At 39.8% G+C, this 16,602-nt stretch carries 17 protein-coding genes; 4 read left to right on the forward strand and 13 right to left on the reverse strand.

Features of this window, described 5'->3' with window-relative positions:
- Positions 1 to 337 precede the first annotated feature (337 nt).
- The gene (locus CD122_RS02630; protein ID WP_103357450.1) at positions 338 to 1,483 is read left to right on the forward strand and encodes a glycerate kinase family protein; all 1,146 of its coding nucleotides are present in this window, start codon (positions 338 to 340) and stop codon (positions 1,481 to 1,483) included.
- A gap of 5 nt (positions 1,484 to 1,488) precedes the next feature.
- Entirely contained in the window at positions 1,489 to 2,046 is a 558-nt protein-coding gene (locus CD122_RS02635) for a hypothetical protein (RefSeq protein WP_103357451.1), read from the forward strand.
- Positions 2,047 to 2,103: 57 nt separating this feature from the next.
- On the opposite strand, the gene scdA is transcribed toward CD122_RS02635, so the two are convergent.
- From scdA to CD122_RS02660, 5 genes are all read right to left on the reverse strand, one after another.
- The gene (scdA, locus tag CD122_RS02640) at positions 2,104 to 2,778 is read right to left on the reverse strand and encodes an iron-sulfur cluster repair di-iron protein ScdA (RefSeq protein WP_103357452.1); all 675 of its coding nucleotides are present in this window, start codon (positions 2,776 to 2,778) and stop codon (positions 2,104 to 2,106) included.
- A 145-nt stretch (positions 2,779 to 2,923) separates the two neighbouring features.
- Complete coding sequence (locus tag CD122_RS02645) at positions 2,924 to 3,613, reverse strand: amino acid ABC transporter permease (RefSeq protein ID WP_103357453.1); 690 nt, start codon at positions 3,611 to 3,613, stop codon at positions 2,924 to 2,926.
- Positions 3,614 to 3,626: 13 nt separating this feature from the next.
- Complete coding sequence (locus CD122_RS02650) at positions 3,627 to 4,307, reverse strand: amino acid ABC transporter permease (protein ID WP_103357454.1); 681 nt, start codon at positions 4,305 to 4,307, stop codon at positions 3,627 to 3,629.
- 1 nt (position 4,308) lies between these two features.
- Positions 4,309 to 5,151, reverse strand: coding sequence for a transporter substrate-binding domain-containing protein (locus tag CD122_RS02655; RefSeq protein ID WP_103357455.1), 843 nt, complete (start codon positions 5,149 to 5,151; stop codon positions 4,309 to 4,311).
- Positions 5,148 to 5,897, reverse strand: coding sequence for an amino acid ABC transporter ATP-binding protein (locus CD122_RS02660; RefSeq protein ID WP_103357456.1), 750 nt, complete (start codon positions 5,895 to 5,897; stop codon positions 5,148 to 5,150). The genes CD122_RS02655 and CD122_RS02660 overlap by 4 nt, the downstream gene beginning before the upstream one ends.
- A 179-nt stretch (positions 5,898 to 6,076) precedes the next feature.
- Here CD122_RS02660 and CD122_RS02665 point away from each other — a divergent pair, with 179 nt between their 5' ends.
- Positions 6,077 to 7,147, forward strand: a complete 1,071-nt coding sequence (locus tag CD122_RS02665) for a PTS sugar transporter subunit IIC (RefSeq protein WP_103357457.1) — start codon at positions 6,077 to 6,079, stop codon at positions 7,145 to 7,147.
- A gap of 169 nt (positions 7,148 to 7,316) precedes the next feature.
- Here the strand turns inward: CD122_RS02665 and pflA are convergent, their stop codons facing one another.
- Entirely contained in the window at positions 7,317 to 8,078 is a 762-nt protein-coding gene (pflA, locus tag CD122_RS02670; protein ID WP_103357458.1) for a pyruvate formate-lyase-activating protein, read from the reverse strand.
- 118 nt (positions 8,079 to 8,196) lie between these two features.
- A complete protein-coding gene (gene pflB, locus CD122_RS02675; protein WP_103357459.1) occupies positions 8,197 to 10,446 on the reverse strand; it encodes a formate C-acetyltransferase in 2,250 nt (749 codons plus the stop codon).
- Between the two features lie 319 nt (positions 10,447 to 10,765).
- Between pflB and CD122_RS02680 the strand changes: the two genes are divergently transcribed.
- Positions 10,766 to 11,908 (forward strand): hypothetical protein, encoded by a 1,143-nt coding sequence (locus CD122_RS02680; RefSeq protein WP_142381174.1) that lies wholly within the window; start codon positions 10,766 to 10,768, stop codon positions 11,906 to 11,908.
- Between the two features lie 71 nt (positions 11,909 to 11,979).
- Here the strand turns inward: CD122_RS02680 and CD122_RS02685 are convergent, their stop codons facing one another.
- The 6 genes from CD122_RS02685 to CD122_RS02710 form a co-directional block, all read right to left on the reverse strand.
- Positions 11,980 to 12,258: a cupin domain-containing protein gene (locus CD122_RS02685; protein WP_103357461.1), complete on the reverse strand. Its 279-nt coding sequence runs from the start codon at positions 12,256 to 12,258 to the stop codon at positions 11,980 to 11,982.
- Positions 12,212 to 12,931, reverse strand: a complete 720-nt coding sequence (locus CD122_RS02690) for a hypothetical protein (protein ID WP_142381175.1) — start codon at positions 12,929 to 12,931, stop codon at positions 12,212 to 12,214. The genes CD122_RS02685 and CD122_RS02690 overlap by 47 nt, the downstream gene beginning before the upstream one ends.
- 300 nt (positions 12,932 to 13,231) lie before the next feature.
- Entirely contained in the window at positions 13,232 to 13,489 is a 258-nt protein-coding gene (locus CD122_RS02695; protein WP_103357463.1) for a hypothetical protein, read from the reverse strand.
- A gap of 298 nt (positions 13,490 to 13,787) precedes the next feature.
- Positions 13,788 to 14,687: an L-serine ammonia-lyase, iron-sulfur-dependent, subunit alpha gene (gene sdaAA / locus CD122_RS02700; RefSeq protein ID WP_103357464.1), complete on the reverse strand. Its 900-nt coding sequence runs from the start codon at positions 14,685 to 14,687 to the stop codon at positions 13,788 to 13,790.
- A 17-nt stretch (positions 14,688 to 14,704) separates the two neighbouring features.
- Positions 14,705 to 15,382: an L-serine ammonia-lyase, iron-sulfur-dependent subunit beta gene (gene sdaAB, locus CD122_RS02705; protein ID WP_103357465.1), complete on the reverse strand. Its 678-nt coding sequence runs from the start codon at positions 15,380 to 15,382 to the stop codon at positions 14,705 to 14,707.
- Between the two features lie 14 nt (positions 15,383 to 15,396).
- Positions 15,397 to 16,428 carry a PTS sugar transporter subunit IIC gene (locus CD122_RS02710; protein WP_103357466.1) on the reverse strand — a complete coding sequence of 344 codons (1,032 nt, stop codon included), beginning with the start codon at positions 16,426 to 16,428 and terminating at the stop codon, positions 15,397 to 15,399.
- Between the last annotated feature and the right edge of the window lie 174 nt (positions 16,429 to 16,602).

Consider the following 16,602-nt stretch of genomic DNA (forward strand, 5'->3'; position numbering starts at 1 on the left):
ACTGATGTCTGACTGCGCTTTTAGCTTGTCCTCCAACTAGTCAGCCTTGCCGGGGCACTACAACGAAATCTTTGCTGACGCATGAGATTTCTGCTCTTTAACAGAGATTATCTTGATACTTTACCTATTGCATTTACTGGATTATTTATATTTAGTGGCAGTAGCTGACTGATGTCTGACTGCGCTTTTAGCTTGTCAGCCAACTAGTCAGCCTTGCCGGGGCACTACAACGAAATCTTTGCTGACGCATGAGATTTCTGTAGTGCTCCCTATTAACTGAAATTTACAATTTTTAGCGATATAATATAAGTAACAATCAACGAAGAGGTGTCGGCTTATGAAACGACTATTAATTGCACCAGATTCATTCAAAGGTTGTATGACTGCGATGGAGGCGGCAGCAGCGATTGAGCGTGGTTGGCGTTCGGTCATGGGCGATACATGGGCTTACTACAAAGTGCCAATGGCAGATGGCGGTGAAGGGACAACCCAATCACTGCATGATGCGTTAAATGGAACATGGGTCACGCAAACAGTTACAGGGCCATTAGGCGAACCTGTCGATGCATCGTACAGCTTGGCATTTGATGGTACGACGGCCATTATTGAAATGGCGGCAGCATCTGGATTAGACTTACTCACGCCTGAAACGTTAAATCCACTTGAGGCAACGACGTATGGCACGGGTGAACTTGTACGTGATGCGTTGGACCGTGGCGTGACGCGTATGATTATCGGTATTGGTGGCAGTGCAACGAACGATGGCGGTGCAGGCTTTTTGCAAGCATTGGGCGTGCAGTTATGTGATGCGCAAGGACGTGCGTTGGCGTTCGGTGGTGCAGCGTTGCAACAGCTTGCACACATCGATACGACGCAACTCGATCCCCGTTTGGCGCACGTTGACATTGAGGTTGCATGCGATGTAACGAATCCATTGCTTGGGCCATCAGGAGCAACGGCGGTGTACGGTGCACAAAAAGGGGTGACGCAGGAGACGTTCCCAATCCTTGAGCAAGCACTGACACATTATCATGACATCATCCAACGAGATGTAGGGAAAGATGTGGCAATGATACCGGGCGCAGGTGCTGCGGGAGGTTTGGGAACAGCGCTATTGGCATGCTTACCTGTCACGTTACGTAGCGGCGTCGATATTGTGTTAGATGTCACGAACTTTCGACACTATGCGTTGAACAGTGACTTAGTCGTGACAGGTGAAGGGCGCATTGACGGGCAGACGGCATTCGGTAAGACGCCTGTGGGAGTCGCACAGGCGGCGAAACGTTATCACAAGCCGGTCATTGCGGTTGCAGGAACGATCGGTGACGGGTATGAAGCGGTGTACGATCACGGTATTGATGCGGTATACAGTTTGTCTTCCGGACCGATGACATTGGCAGAAGCGCTCGAACAAGGACAGGATGCGCTAACGAGATGGGCGGAAAATATGGCACGTTTTTATAAAATTATGAATAAGGGGTGAGTGGTATGGAAACATATCATTATAAGGATAATTTTTGGGATGCATCAACGAAAGAAATGCCGGTGTATACGGAACAAGATGAACACGTGATGATGTTACGTGTATTGCATAAAAAGAAGCGCGGTAAATTCTCGAGATGGGTCAGTGCGTTGAATCAGGAATATGAAATTACAGATGGCAAAGATATTTATTATGTTCAACGTCAAAAGTCATTTCGCTCATGGTTCGTCCCGAGTTGGCATGTTTACCATAATCATCAATTAATTGGTGAATTTAAAGTGACGATGAGCTTTTTACGTCAAAAATTAGTCTATGTACCATTACAAGGGGAAAGACTAGCGTGGAAGCTGGGTGCCTTATCACATAGTATCACTGTAACCGATGCGCGTGATGTGGAAATACTTAAGTCGAAATCAAGTTACTTCAAAATTAGAACGGAACACAACGTTACAGTACATGATACAGAGCAGTATTCGCCATTGTTACTCGTATTGCTTTTTCATGTCGCATTTGAATATCATGAAATGACACAAAGTGCGGCTTCTTCAGGTGCAGCGACGTAATTGAATCCTATATACAAACAAAAAAGCTGGCGCTATGCCAGCTTTTTTATGTCGTTATTATGCACTTACTTTTGGAAAGAGCACGTGGTTTTCAAGGTGAACATGCGCGTGTGTTTCTGCTTCTAATGCTTCTAAACGGTTGTAAACAAGGCGCCAAGTACCACAAGCTTCCATTGGTGGTTGGTAGTCGTTTGTTAACTTACGCATTTTTTCGAGTAATTCCCCTGTACCTGTATGATCATCTACTAATGATTGAATCGCTTCATCAAGGTCAGGTACTGTTTCACCATTATGTGCTTGAATTAATTTAGGGAATGTTTCGTTATCTTCTTCTTCAGTATGTGTTAACATGCCTGATTTGTATGTGTCATATAACTCTTTCAATTCAACCAAGTACGGATGGTTTGGACCGTGTACACGTGCTAACTTTGTTACGTAAGGTGTCAGTTGTTTGAACTCTTCACGTAATGTTTCATGATAACGTGCTTCAATATATTGGATGAGTGAAGGGACATCTAAATAGCTAGGATTAATACCTTCTCCTTGGATTTTACTTGCCTCTTCTAGCTCAGGTAATAATGAATCTATATCTACGCGTTTGTTGTCTGCAGCCGCTTCATCAATTGAGATTTGACCACCACAACAAAAGTCGATGCCATACTTACGGAACACATCAGCTGTTTTTGGATATTTTGTAACGACGTCTGCCACTTTTTCTGTTGATTGTATCATTTCGAACATCCTTTCTCTATATGAGTTATATCACAAGTATACGCCCTTTGTGATAAATTGAACATTAGGGAAAAGGCTAATTTTGTTAAGAAAAAGTGACTAATTGATTCTCATTCTCATAAAATCCAGTGAGAATGAAAGGCTATTATACATGTAAATAACGTGTTGTTCTAAATTCCAAACGATGAAAGATATATTCTAAGACGATTGCGACTGCCCAATAGAAAATAACCGCAATCGTATACACTTCAACAAAGCGATAGCCTTCGTTGGCGATGACTGTGCTAACTCCCATAATTTCAGGGATTTGAATGGCAAAGGCGAGTGAGGTCCCTTTGATAAGCATAATGAATTGGTTCGCAATATTTGGTAACGCATAACCGTATGCTTGTGGTAAGACGATACGAGTATACACATGCCATCTGCTGAGACCCACTGTTTGAGCCGCTTCATACTGGTCATGTGATACGGCCAACAACCCGCCTTTAATACTCTCGGACAAGTACGCCACGGCATGAAGTGAAAAGGCGACGAATGCGATTGCCAGTGGGTGGAACATATCTGGATTGAGCTGCCAGTTGAACTGTGCATTAAGCGCTAAAATAAGTGCCGGTAAGCCATAATAAAAAATAAATAACTGCACAATAAGCGGTGTGCTGCGCATAAATGAATTGTACACAGTGATAATTTGTGATAATACAGGGACACGTCGATACTGAATCAACGCAAAAAGACTTCCTACAAGCAACCCAACGATCATTGCGACAATAGAAATTGCAAGTGTATAAGGAACCCCTTTTAAAACTTCTAGAAATGCTTCAATCATAAATGACATAGTGGTTTCCTCCTTATACTTGATATGGGCGACTTGTACGATGAGAGACAAGTGTCAATGCACCTTGAACGATGAGTGCCAGTGCCCAGTAAATAATAGATATGACAATGTAGACTTCTAACATGCCGAGTCCATAGTTATTGCCGATGATGAGTTGGACTTGTCCCATCATATCGATAATCCCAATCGTAAATGCCAGAGATGTATCTTTGATGAGTTCGATAATTTGCGTCGTCAAGTTTGGTAAACTATTGCGTAATGCTTGTGGCACGATAATGCGACGAATGACTTGCGGATAAGATAATCCCACCGTTAGACCGGCTTCTACTTGTGCGTAAGGGACGGATTGGTATCCCGCACGTATTACTTCTGACAGATAAGCCCCTGAATGCAAAGTGAATGCCAGAATTGCGAAAAAGAGTCGGCTGAACTGGTTAATATCGATACCGACAAATAGCAATACTTGTGGCAATGCAAAATACACGAGAAATAATTGTAATACAAGCGGTGTACTACGACTAAACGATAAAAATACGCGCACAGCAGGATTGAGTATCGGTGTGCGACGAATGCGTATTACCGCAAGTATCAGTCCTAAAATAAGCGCAAAAACTAACGCAAAGGCAATCATCACGAGAGTTAAAGGCAGTTGCTGTAAAACTTGTTCAAATAATTTGAGCCATTCAACGTTCATGTTATTGCACCTCCAATGCGTCTTTTTTGCTGTTAATAACGTCTAAGTCTTGATAAATATCAATATCAAAATAGCGATGTGATAATTCTTGTAACTTACCTTCTTCTTTTAATTCTTTTGTTGCACGATCAATATCGTCATGAAGTTGTTGATGCTTCTTGTTGTATACGATATGTAAAGGCTCTTTCGTCACGATGCCACCGATTTTGACGTCTTGTTCGAGTACTGATTGAATAGCCGTATACGTATTCCAGTTGATAAACATCGCATCTCGACGACCTTGCGAAATCATTTTTAAGTTATCGCCGTTAGATGGTGAATGGATCGTGTCGATGTCAATTTGTTCATCGTGTGATTCGTTGTAGCGTGACAAGATAGAATACAGACCACCACTCGGTGCCATAGGCGTTAAGCGGTGTGTTGTCATATCATCAAGTCCATGAATCGAGTTGTTATCTTTATGAACCGCCAACATTGTTAATGAGTAGCTGTACGGTTCATCCTGATAAAGGAATTTCTTTTCGCGTTCAGGCGTTTTAAAGAACCAATTGATGGCCATGTCGAACTTACCTGCACCTAGGCCGACTAAGTTCGCTTCTTCTTCCCCAATCTCATATTGGAAGTCATACTGCGGCAACTTTTTCTCCAATAAATGCATGTAATCCATATCTAAGCCAATAAACTTATTATTTTCATCTGTATATAAATAGGGCGGATTGACTTCCGCAGAGACGGCCACTTTAACGACTTTTTTATGTTGGCCATTCGATGTTGTCTGTTGTTGGCAGCTTGCGAGTAAGATGGCTAAGCTGGCGATGAGTAATATATGGAACCAACGCTTCATACGACCACCTGCTTTGTGCTAACACGATCTAAGAATTGCTTGAGTCGCGGATGTTCTCGTTCGTGTAAAACTTGTTGTGGTGAACCTTGCGCAATGATTTCGCCATTGTCGATAAAGATAATTTGATCGGCAACAGCCTCGGCAAATTGAATCTCATGCGTTACTAAAGTCATCGTCATGCCGCGTTGTGCAATTTTTTGAATCAATGCTAGGATACCGGATACAGACTCAGGGTCGAGCGCGGATGTCGGTTCATCTAATAGCAATAATTTTGGATTTAACGCAAGTGCACGGACGATGCCAATACGCTGACTTTGACCGCCAGAGAGTTGAATCGGATAGTGGTGTGCGTGTTGACGTAGGTTGACTTCGTCTAGCAGGTCGTAAGCAATTTGTTCTGCTTCTTGCTTGCTGTACTTTTGACCATAAATAAGGCCTTCCGTTATATTTTCTAGCGCAGTTTTATTGCTGAATAGGTTGTAATTTTGAAAGACCATAGCAGATTGACTGCGCAGTTGTTTAATATCTTGTTTGGTCGAATGTCCAAAATCAACAGATATATCATCGATGGAAATCGTTCCTTGTTGTGGTTGAACGAGTGCATTTAACGTACGTAATAGCGTTGTTTTACCCGAGCCACTTGGACCGATAATGGCAGTAACTGTGCCTTGTGCTTGAGAGAATGAAACCCCGTTTAATACAGGTTTATCATGATATTGTTGGTGTAAGTTTTTGACTTCTAACATGCTGAACGCCTCCTTGATGAATAAAATACCATGATAAATCTTATAAGTAAAGTCGGAATTAGAAAGTTATTGACTGAAATTTAAAATAACTTGAAACTATCTCAAAATAATCCTAAAAAATACCGTGTAATAGCGTATAATAACGATAAGAATTGAATTCAAATATAGGAGGCGCATCTATGGAAACAAGCACAAATGAAAAAATGACGTTTAAAAAGTTTACGTTTAACGTATTAAATGGTTTAGCCGTTGCGATCGTTGCAGGTCTAATTCCCAATGCAGTGTTAGGCGGCTTATTTCAGTATTTAAGTAAGGATATTGCGTTTTTTGGGACATTGCATCATGTGGTTTTAGGCATTCAGTTTGCCTTGCCGTTAATGGTCGGTGTGTTAATCGCGTTGCAGTTTAAGTTGAATCCAATGGAAACAGCTGTCGTTGGTGCGGCGTCATACGTTGGTTCGGGGGCAGCCAAAGCCACAGAAGCGGGTTGGCAAATTGCCGGTATTGGTGACTTGATCAATACGATGCTTACAGCTTCAATAGCCGTGTTGATGGTCTTACTATTAAAAGGCCGCTTAGGTAGTTTGACGATTATTTTACTGCCGATTCTTGTCGGTGGCATTCCAGGACTAATAGGGACTTTGACATTACCCTATGTCAGCAAAATTACATTAGCCATCGGTAGTCTCGTCAATACGTTAACAACATTACAACCTGTGTTAATGTGTATTTTAATCGCCATTCTCTTTTCATTTATTATCGTATCTCCAATATCAACAATTGCGGTTGGTCTTGCGATTGGTATTTCAGGGTTGGCAGCCGGTGCAGCAGCAATTGGCGTTGCTGCGGCAGCTGCGGTATTATTTGTCGGTACATTACGTGTGAATAAGTTAGGTGTGCCAATTGCTATTATCCTTGGTGGTATGAAGATGATGGTACCGAATATTATTCGTTATCCAGTGATGTTACTGCCAATCGGCTTAACGGCAGGTGTGACAGGAGCAGTAGGCGCTATTGTTGGCATCCAAGGAACAAAAGAAACAGCAGGGTTCGGTATCGTTGGACTCGTTGGACCGATTAAAGCGTTAGAGTTTCTAACACACGACACATTTGTGAATGTACTTCTTGTAACATTCGTATTTATTATCATTCCATTAGTACTTGGTTTTATCGTGAACACATTATTCTGCAAAGTACTTAAGCTGTACAAACCAGAGATTTACCGCTTCACAGCGAATGACGAAGTTTAATTGAAGCTATATGCCAATTGATTTGTAGATGGCAGTAGTGACCGGTGTGAAAATCAGCTTTGTCGGGTTTCCTATCTCATAATCAAAAGAGCTACACGCACAGGGGTTTGCGTGTAGCTCTTTCATTCTATTTATTATATAGGTAGGAGTATGTCTGTTTCGTATACCTTTAGCCAATTGATGTTAAGGGGGTAACACCGTTAAAGTTTACCAAGCGATACGCCGCTTCTACATCTTCATCTGTTGGAGGGTCAACATCGTTAAGTTCATACGGAATGCCAAGTGCTTCCCATTTATGAACGCCAAGCTGATGGTAAGGAAGTAGTTCAAACTTCTCTACATTACCAAGCTGGTTAATAAATTCGCCAAGTGCACGCAGGTCCTCTGGGGCATCAGTTAGGCCTGGCACAAGGACGTGGCGTATCCAAATTGGTTGCTTCTTATCGGCTAAGTACTGAATATATTTTAAAATATGGGTGTTAGGTCTTCCTGTTAATCGTTTATGCTTTTCATTATCAATATGTTTAATATCGACCATTAATAAATCAGTGAAGGGGAGCAATTGGTCGAAATGCTTTCTAAAAGCTTCCGTGTCGTTTGCACAGCCAAGAGATGTATCAATGCACGTATGAATCCCATGACTTTGCAACTTCTGGAACAACTCTTCAATAAATGGCATTTGAAGCAGCGGCTCGCCACCACTTACTGTGACACCGCCTCCAGATGCTTGGAAATAAGGGAGATACGGTGTGATTTCAGCCACAAGTTCATCAGATGTTGCAGTTCTTGACGGCTCATTCACTTTCCATGTGTCGGGGTTATGACAATATAAGCAACGTAATAAGCAGCCTTGTGTAAAGATAATGTAACGTAGACCAGGGCCGTCTACAGTACCTAAGCTTTCTATTGAATGAATGTGACCTTTCAGCATAGTAAATCCCTCTATTTCCTGTCATTAATTATCATTAGTGTTGAGAAAGGGTGGTGCTCAAGCAGAACACTGTTTTTGCTCTGCTTAAGCCCAAACCACTCCTCTCACAACCTCGTTATTACATTGTTTCGTGGAATGTACGAGAAATAACGTCCAGTTGTTGTTCGCGTGTTAACTTGATGAAGTTTACAGCATAACCAGATACACGAACTGTTAACTGTGGATATTCTTCTGGGTGTTCCATCGCATCTAATAATGTTTCACGGTTGAATACGTTAATGTTTAGGTGGTGACCATGTTGTAACGCATAACCATCTAAAATACTTACTAAGTTTTGTTCTTGTGTATGTGCTTCTTTACCTAATGATTTTGGTACGATACTGAATGTATTTGAGATACCATCTTTACAGCAGTCGTAAGGTAATTTAGCAACAGATGATAATGATGCTAATGCACCGTTGGCATCGCGACCGTGCATTGGGTTAGCACCTGGTGCGAATGGTTCGCCTGCTTTACGTCCGTCTGGAGTGTTACCAGTTTTATTACCGTATACAACGTTAGAAGTGATTGTTAATACACTCATTGTATGTTCAGAATCACGGTATGTTTTGTGTTTACGTAATTTTCTCATGAAGCTTTCTACTAATTGAACAGCGATGTCATCTACACGTGGATCGTTGTTACCGTATTTAGGGAAGTCGCCAGTTGTTTCGAAGTCTACTACAAGACCATTTTCGTCACGGATTGGGCGTACTTCTGCATATTTGATTGCAGATAATGAGTCAGCTGCAACAGATAGACCAGCGATACCAGTCGCCATAGTACGGTGAACATCTGTGTCATGTAACGCCATTTCAATGCGTTCATAGCTGTATTTGTCATGCATGTAGTGGATAACGTTTAATGAGTTAACGTATACACCAGCAAGCCATTCCATCATTTCATCAAATTGTGCATATACTTCATCGTAATCTAATACGTCAGATTCGATTGGTGCAAATGTTGGTGCGATTTGGTCGCCAGATTTTTCATCTTTACCACCGTTAATCGCGTATAATAATGTTTTCGCTAAGTTCGCACGTGCGCCGAAGAATTGCATTTGTTTACCAATCTTCATTGCAGATACACAACATGCGATACCGTAGTCGTCGCCATAGCTTTCACGCATTAAATCATCGTTTTCGTATTGAATAGAGCTTGTTTGGATACTCATCTTCGTACAATAACGTTTGAAGTTTTCAGGTAAGCGTGTAGACCATAATACTGTTAAGTTTGGTTCTGGTGCTGGACCTAAGTTATCTAAAGAGTGTAAGAAACGGAATGAGTTTTTCGTTACCATTGGACGGCCGTCGATACCTACACCACCGATAGATTCTGTTACCCAAGTAGGGTCACCAGAGAATAATGCGTTGTAATCAGGAGTACGTGCGAATTTTACAAGACGTAACTTCATAATAAAGTGGTCAATAATTTCTTGTACTTCAGACTCAGTAATTGTACCTGATTGTAAATCACGTTCAGCATAGATGTCTAAGAATGTAGAAGTACGACCTAAACTCATTGCAGCACCGTTTTGTTCTTTGATAGCTGCAAGGTATGCTAAGTACAACCATTGAACAGCTTCTTTAAAGTTTTCAGCTGGACGGCTTAAATCGAATCCGTAGCGTTCACCTAGTTCTTTTAATTCTTTTAATGAACGGTATTGCTCAGAAACTTCTTCACGTAGACGAATCACATCTTCAGACATTGTAGAAGAAATAGCGTTAAAGTCACGTTGTTTTTCTGCCATTAAGAAGTCTACACCGTATAATGCAACACGACGATAGTCACCGATAATACGACCACGACCGTATGCATCAGGAAGACCTGTGATGATACCAGCTTTACGGCAAGCTAACATTTCTTTAGAGTAAGCATCGAATACACCTTGGTTATGTGTTTTACGATATTCTGTGAAAATGCGTTCTGTTTCTTTGTCTAATTCGTAACCATATGCTTCACATGCAGCTTTTGCCATACGGATACCACCGAATGGTTGCATCGAGCGTTTGAATGGTTTGTCTGTTTGAACGCCGACGATTTGTTCTAATTCTTGGTTAAGATAACCTGCATCGTGAGAAAGGATTGTAGAAGGTACTTTTGTATCCATGTCCCACATGCCGCCACGTTCACGTTCTTCTTTCGATAGTTGCATCACTTGATCCCATAATTTTGTTGTTGCTTCAGTAGGACCTGCTAAAAAACTATCATCACCTTGGTAACCTGTGAAGTTCAGTTGGATGAATTCGCGTACATCAACCGTACGTGTCCAACGACCAGTTTTGAATCCGGACCATGCATTGTTTTGTTTTTTCGGTTCTTTAATCATATGTTCTACCTCCAATTAGGTTATGTTCATCATTTCACAATCAGTATAACAATCCATGTGAACAAAATCACGCAATTTTTGAAAACGCTTTATAGTTGTCAAATTTTGGCTTTTATTTGGATATAATTCGGACATAAATTAATCGTTAATTAACATAGATTTATTTGACAAATGATAAAATTTCAGAAATACATTGGATGAATATGTATAGGTTTTGAACAAATACTGGTAGACTGTATGGAATTCAGGAAAAAGGGTTTCACAAAGTGTCGGTTACTCTGTACAATGAAAGTATCATGATGAATGAATGGGTGAGGATATGAATCAAGAGAATGACTTTTTATCAGGTTTACTAGAGGGTTTAACTGATGAAGAAAGAGCAGAATTTGAAAAGGCAATGATGGAGAGAGGGATTTTACCTGAACAGCCCAACTCGATTATTGAACTGATGTCAGCGACAACTGTTGAAGAGATTAAGGCGCTGTGTAAAGCACATGGCATCAAAGGTTACTCTGGCATGAAAAAAGATGAAATGCTCGTTCACTTTATCGATGAACTTGTGACTGATGCATATATTAAGGAAGAAATTGATAAAATGAGCAACGATCAACGCTTAGCATTTGCGTTGACACATCATTATAGTAAAGAGATGTTACCATTTATTTCGCCAATCACATTCCCAGATTGTTACTTGGTATTTAATGTAGATGAAGAAGACAACGGGTTATCTGTATTAGAAATTCCTGCAGAGATTGCCGAGCGAGTAGAGGCGTATATTGAACAAGAAGACGCAACGTTACAGGCATTAATTCGTAAATATCGTGTGTTTGAAGCGGCAACAAACTTATACGGCTTATATTCTTATACACAACTTCAAAATGTCTTTAAAACATATTTAGATGAAGACAATACATTGATGGACATTCAACGTTTTGTGAAGCGTTGTGAACGTATTGCCCCTGAAAATGTAAACTATCGTTTGGTTAACGGTGCAATTGTTTCTTTAGGCTTACAACTAGAAGAAGATGAATTTGCACATTTCTTAAAAGAAGCGCATTACTATATGCCTGAAACAGTAGAAGATATGTTGTATTTTGAAAAGAACGTTTTCAACTTACCAGATGAAGATATGATTGACTTCTTATCTTGGTTAGACCGCAGTGTGATTAAGGATAACAACTTTGGTGCCACACCAGACCAATTAAACATTGAATTGTTAACGATGATGAAACATGCGATTTCATATGATATGGTTGCGGATGTCATGTTGTCACTTGTCAATGACGGTATTTTACGCAAACGTGTGACAGCGACACATCAAAACAAAGTGAAACCAATCTTTATGAAAATGCGTAACTGGGTCTTCCATGGTCATACATTTGATGAATATATGGAAATTCTAGACAAAGAATATAAATACGATAGTTCGAAAATTATCGACATTAACGATCACAGAAGTTAATAATATATATAAAAATAGGTCAACAATACTTGAGAGAAGTGTTGTTGACCTATTTTTATGGTGTCATAAGTTTAGTGTCTATTGATAGATTTATTAGAATCAATGACTAGCATATATTCACAAAGTTCATCTGCATCATTGATAAATTGATGATCTTTGTGTGCTTCAAAATAAAATGAGTCGCCTGCTTGTAGATGATATCGTTGTTGGTTCCTATTTTCTGTCAATTCGATCGTTACATGCCCTTTTAAAATATAAATATATTCCTTAACGCCTGTAGAATGCGCTGGAAATACCCCTGTTTTAGAGTGCGACTTGTGTGTTTCGACGTATGAATTGTGTACGTACATCGATTGTGATTGCGATACTTAATGTTATGATGACCGCAATGATGATCATTCTTGTAAAGATTAAAACATCATAGTATCGGAATACCAGATATAGCACAATCAATCCTACATATGTCATGCTTTTCAAGAACACATTGTTATTAAAGTGTGTATGTTTGAAATAGCGCAAATAAAGTACTGAAACCATACCGGGTAACACAAATGGTAAAGTACTATATGCTGTCAGATTACGTTCGTCTAAATCTTGTATAAGTGTTGGAATGGTAAAAACAGATACACTGCCTAAGCATAGTAATAACCCAATCAGTGCTTTGCCATTTAAATTTTTGAAGGGGAGGAAAGGTGCTAAATGGCATTCGGAATTTTTAATATTTACGTTGGACAAAATTAAAAAAGTAAATAATAAAATGAATGTATAATGCCATATAGAAATAGCCTGAAAACATGCACCTAGTCCAAAACCAATAATTTTTGATAAGTTTCTTAATAACGTAATACTGATCAGACCGTTTCGTGTATTGCCATCTAATCCGATAATTTGATTCTCCAGACACAGTAAATACATATTGAAGAGTAGACTACAAGCTACATAAGTTAACAGTAAAATCACATAGACATTCAGTTCTAATATAAAGAGTAATTGGGCAAGGAAAAATACTCCAATGCCAATCATGCTGACGTATCTCGTACTGAGTTGTGTTAGCTTTTTCAGGTAGTTAAGATCAACATATATAAAGAGTTCGATCAGTGTACTTAGCAGAATGACTGTGAATGGTGATAGTTGTGTATCGGCAATAATTTTTGTTGTGCAAAATGCGTAAAATAAGCTCGAGGACAATATCGTCAACAAATATAACCATTTAATATATTTCAGACGCATAGCGATACGCCTCCCTTCAACGGTTCATATCAAACAAAAAAGCATGAGGATTGGCGACTTAATGGCCAGTCTCATGCTTAATGAATATATCATCTATTGAATGGTTTTATTTTTTTCAAGTATGCCTTTGTGGAAAGGTTCTTCATCGACTTCTTGTTGTACGGGAGCTGACGAAGATGCCTTGTTCTCTTCCAGACGAAATACGACATAGTTATAAATGAAAAAACCAATGATACTGAGTGAAAATGATTGCATGAGCAGATATTGCCATGTGCCTGCAATTAAATACGTCTCAGCGATGGTCGTTGTAATGACGAGTGCTAAAAATAATAACGCCAACTTTTTAAGCATCTTTCTCAGCTCCTTTTTATCGATGTTTTGAATTGATTGAAAAGTCTTAAATCAGTTATAACATTTTTTAAATTAAAAAGATAGCTTTTTTCAGAAAATTCTGCGATAAATTTATTTTACATATGTATATAGAAGGAAAGGAGAAGATGTTATCGGCAATTAAAAATGTAGGTTTTGGGCAAAATAAATTGTAGGATTTTAATCTTGTGAGATAGGGAAGAGAAAGGTGCTTCGACATAAAAAAGAAGTTTGAGATAGGCTCGATATCTCAAACTTCAATATATATAACTTGTGTTGTTTATGAGAATACTTCGTCTTTGTTAGAAGTACCAAAGATTTTTTCTTTAATCGCTTGACCTGTTGGTGTACCTGCAAGCCCACCGATACCTGTTTCACGTAATGACGCAGGTAAGTTACGACCTACAGTGTCCATTGCCATAATAACTTCATCTACTGGGATACGGCTTTCAACACCTGCAAGGGCAAGGTCAGCTGAAATTAAGCCGTTACCTGAACCGATTGCGTTACGCATAACACAAGGGATTTCTACTAATCCGGCAACTGGGTCACATACAAGACCAAGTAAGTTTGCTAAGCTGATTGCAATCGCGTGACCAGCTTGTGTAGGTGTACCACCGAATGTTTCAACGGCTGCAGCTGCTGCGATGGCAGATGCTGTACCAACTTCTGCTTGGCAACCACCGATAGCACCCGCAACTGATGCGTTGTTTGCGATAATCATACCGCACATAGATGCTGAGAATAAGAATTTGATCATTTGATCGTTATCTAAGTCGTGTGATTGTTCTAATTTGAATAATACGCCTGGGATTGTACCTGATGACCCTGCTGTTGGTGTTGCACAGATAATACCCATTGCTGCGTTGACTTCGTTTGTAGCAATCGCACCTTGTACGGCAGTAATCATGTCGCTACCAGAAAGGGCTTTATGTGTTTCATTGTATTTACGTACTTTAATCGCGTCTTGGCCTGTGTAGCCTGTTACGCTTTTAACGCCTTCACCTGTTGAACCTTTCTCAACAGCGTCGCGCATTGTATCTAAGTTTTGTTGCATTAAACCGTAGACTTCTTCACGTGTCATACCGCGTGTTTCCATCTCATGTGCAATCATAATTTCGGAAAAAGTTGTGTCGTTTTGCTCTGCATATTCTATTAATTCTTTCATTGAATCAAACATGATTGTTCTCCCCCTGATTATTCGATGTAAGAGAAATTAAGGCTCGAATATTTCTCTCTTAATGTTTCTAATAATGATGCGTTCATAGCTTTATTTAAATGTAATGCGAGTAGGCAACGTTCGCCGCTCATTGTTTTGATTTCTTCGTTAATATCTACACCGTGTTCGACAAGCTCGTTGATTAAGTGGTTGACTTCTGAAATACCACATTCTCCATCGATTACGAGTAGGTTAGGCGTGTGTGATAATAAGATACACATACCATTTACGTGAATGCTTTTTACTTTGAAAGCACCGCCACCGATTGAGATACCGTTTAACTCAACGTGACGTCCGTCTTTTTCAAGAATGATCAGTGCACAGTTTGGGTGTTCGCCTAAGCTTGTGCCTTTTTCTTCAATAAATTCATAAGGAATACCTTGCTCTTTTGCGATTTTAGTAGATGATTTGATACGCTCATCAAATGTACTAAAACCAAGTAACCCACCGACGATTGCTAAATCTGTACCATGTCCTTTGTGTGTTTCAGCAAATGATTCATAGTAGTGAACTTCGATAGATTCAGGTGTACCGCCTAAGACTGCACGCGCAGCCTTAGCGATTTTCACAGCACCTGCTGTATGTGAACTGGAAGGGCCCATCATAACTGGACCGATAATATCGAATGCACTTTGAAAGTCTTTCGTACGTGCCATAATAAATTCGCTCCTTAGTTTGTTTGATTGTTTAATTTATTTGATTTGAAATTAAAGTTAAGATTACGTTTGCTCATAAATGTACCGATGATGTAGCTTAAGATAATGCTGATTACTGCAACAACAACGATTGTGATCACTGTTGGTACGACTTCGTTAAAGCCAAGTGCTACGATTGGACCAGCAATTGGTGTTGCCATACCTGGTTGGTTTACTACGATACCCATATAAGTGATGAATAAACCATTGATTGCACCTACAATTGCGTTTGTACCGTACAATTGGATAGGGTATTTTGCGATGATGTCAATTTGTGTTAATGGCTCGATAGCAACCGCGAAGGCTTTACCTGGGTTACCGATTTTAAGTTTTCTAAATAACACGAAGTTGACGAATGAGCTACCCATACAACCGAATGCACCGATTGCCATTGGAATACCTGTTAAGCCAAGTAAGCTTGTGAATACCATTGAGCTAAGTGGTGTCATACCTACAACTGGTACGATAGCGCCGATTACTAATGCTAATGCGTAAGGGTTGTTGTCACCAACAGCTGTTACGGCTGTACCGATTTGTTTTAATACTGCGATAACACTTGGTGATACAATTGATGCAATACCGTATGCGACAGCTGGTGAAACTAAGATAACAACGATTAAGTCTAAGCCTTCAGGTACACGTTTTTCGACTTGTTTTAAACCGAATGCAACGAAGTAAGCTGCGATAAATGCTGGTAATAATTTGAAGTCGAATAATACAAGACCTGTTAAAACTGCGAATACAGGGTTAACACCGAACTTTAAGCAAGTTAGGATACCAACAGCAACCCCGCTCAAGCTTCCTGCGATTTCCCCGATTTTGACGAAGTAGTCAATGTGGAAAACGCCCCCGATTGCGTATTTCAAGAACGCTTCTGGTAAGAATGTCGCACAAGCCGCACCTGAAAGGGCTTGTAAGCTGACCTTACCGTTTGGTGCAAACTTTAAGAATAAAGTCATTGCGAGTAAAACTACGAGTAAAGTACCAATACCTAAAATGAAATCCATAAACATTTCCTTCTCTCTAAATCTATTTTATTTTTTTAATCTCTCTCGAATGCATTCTCATCATAAGGGCTTTTGAAAGCGTATGCAATAGGGTTTTAGTGAGAACAAATCTCAATGGTAAATCAAATAAATTATTATATAAAATATTTATTTATATTGTGAAAAAATGTGCAT

It is taken from the genome of Staphylococcus rostri, assembly GCF_002902145.1.
GTDB lineage: Bacteria > Bacillota > Bacilli > Staphylococcales > Staphylococcaceae > Staphylococcus > Staphylococcus rostri.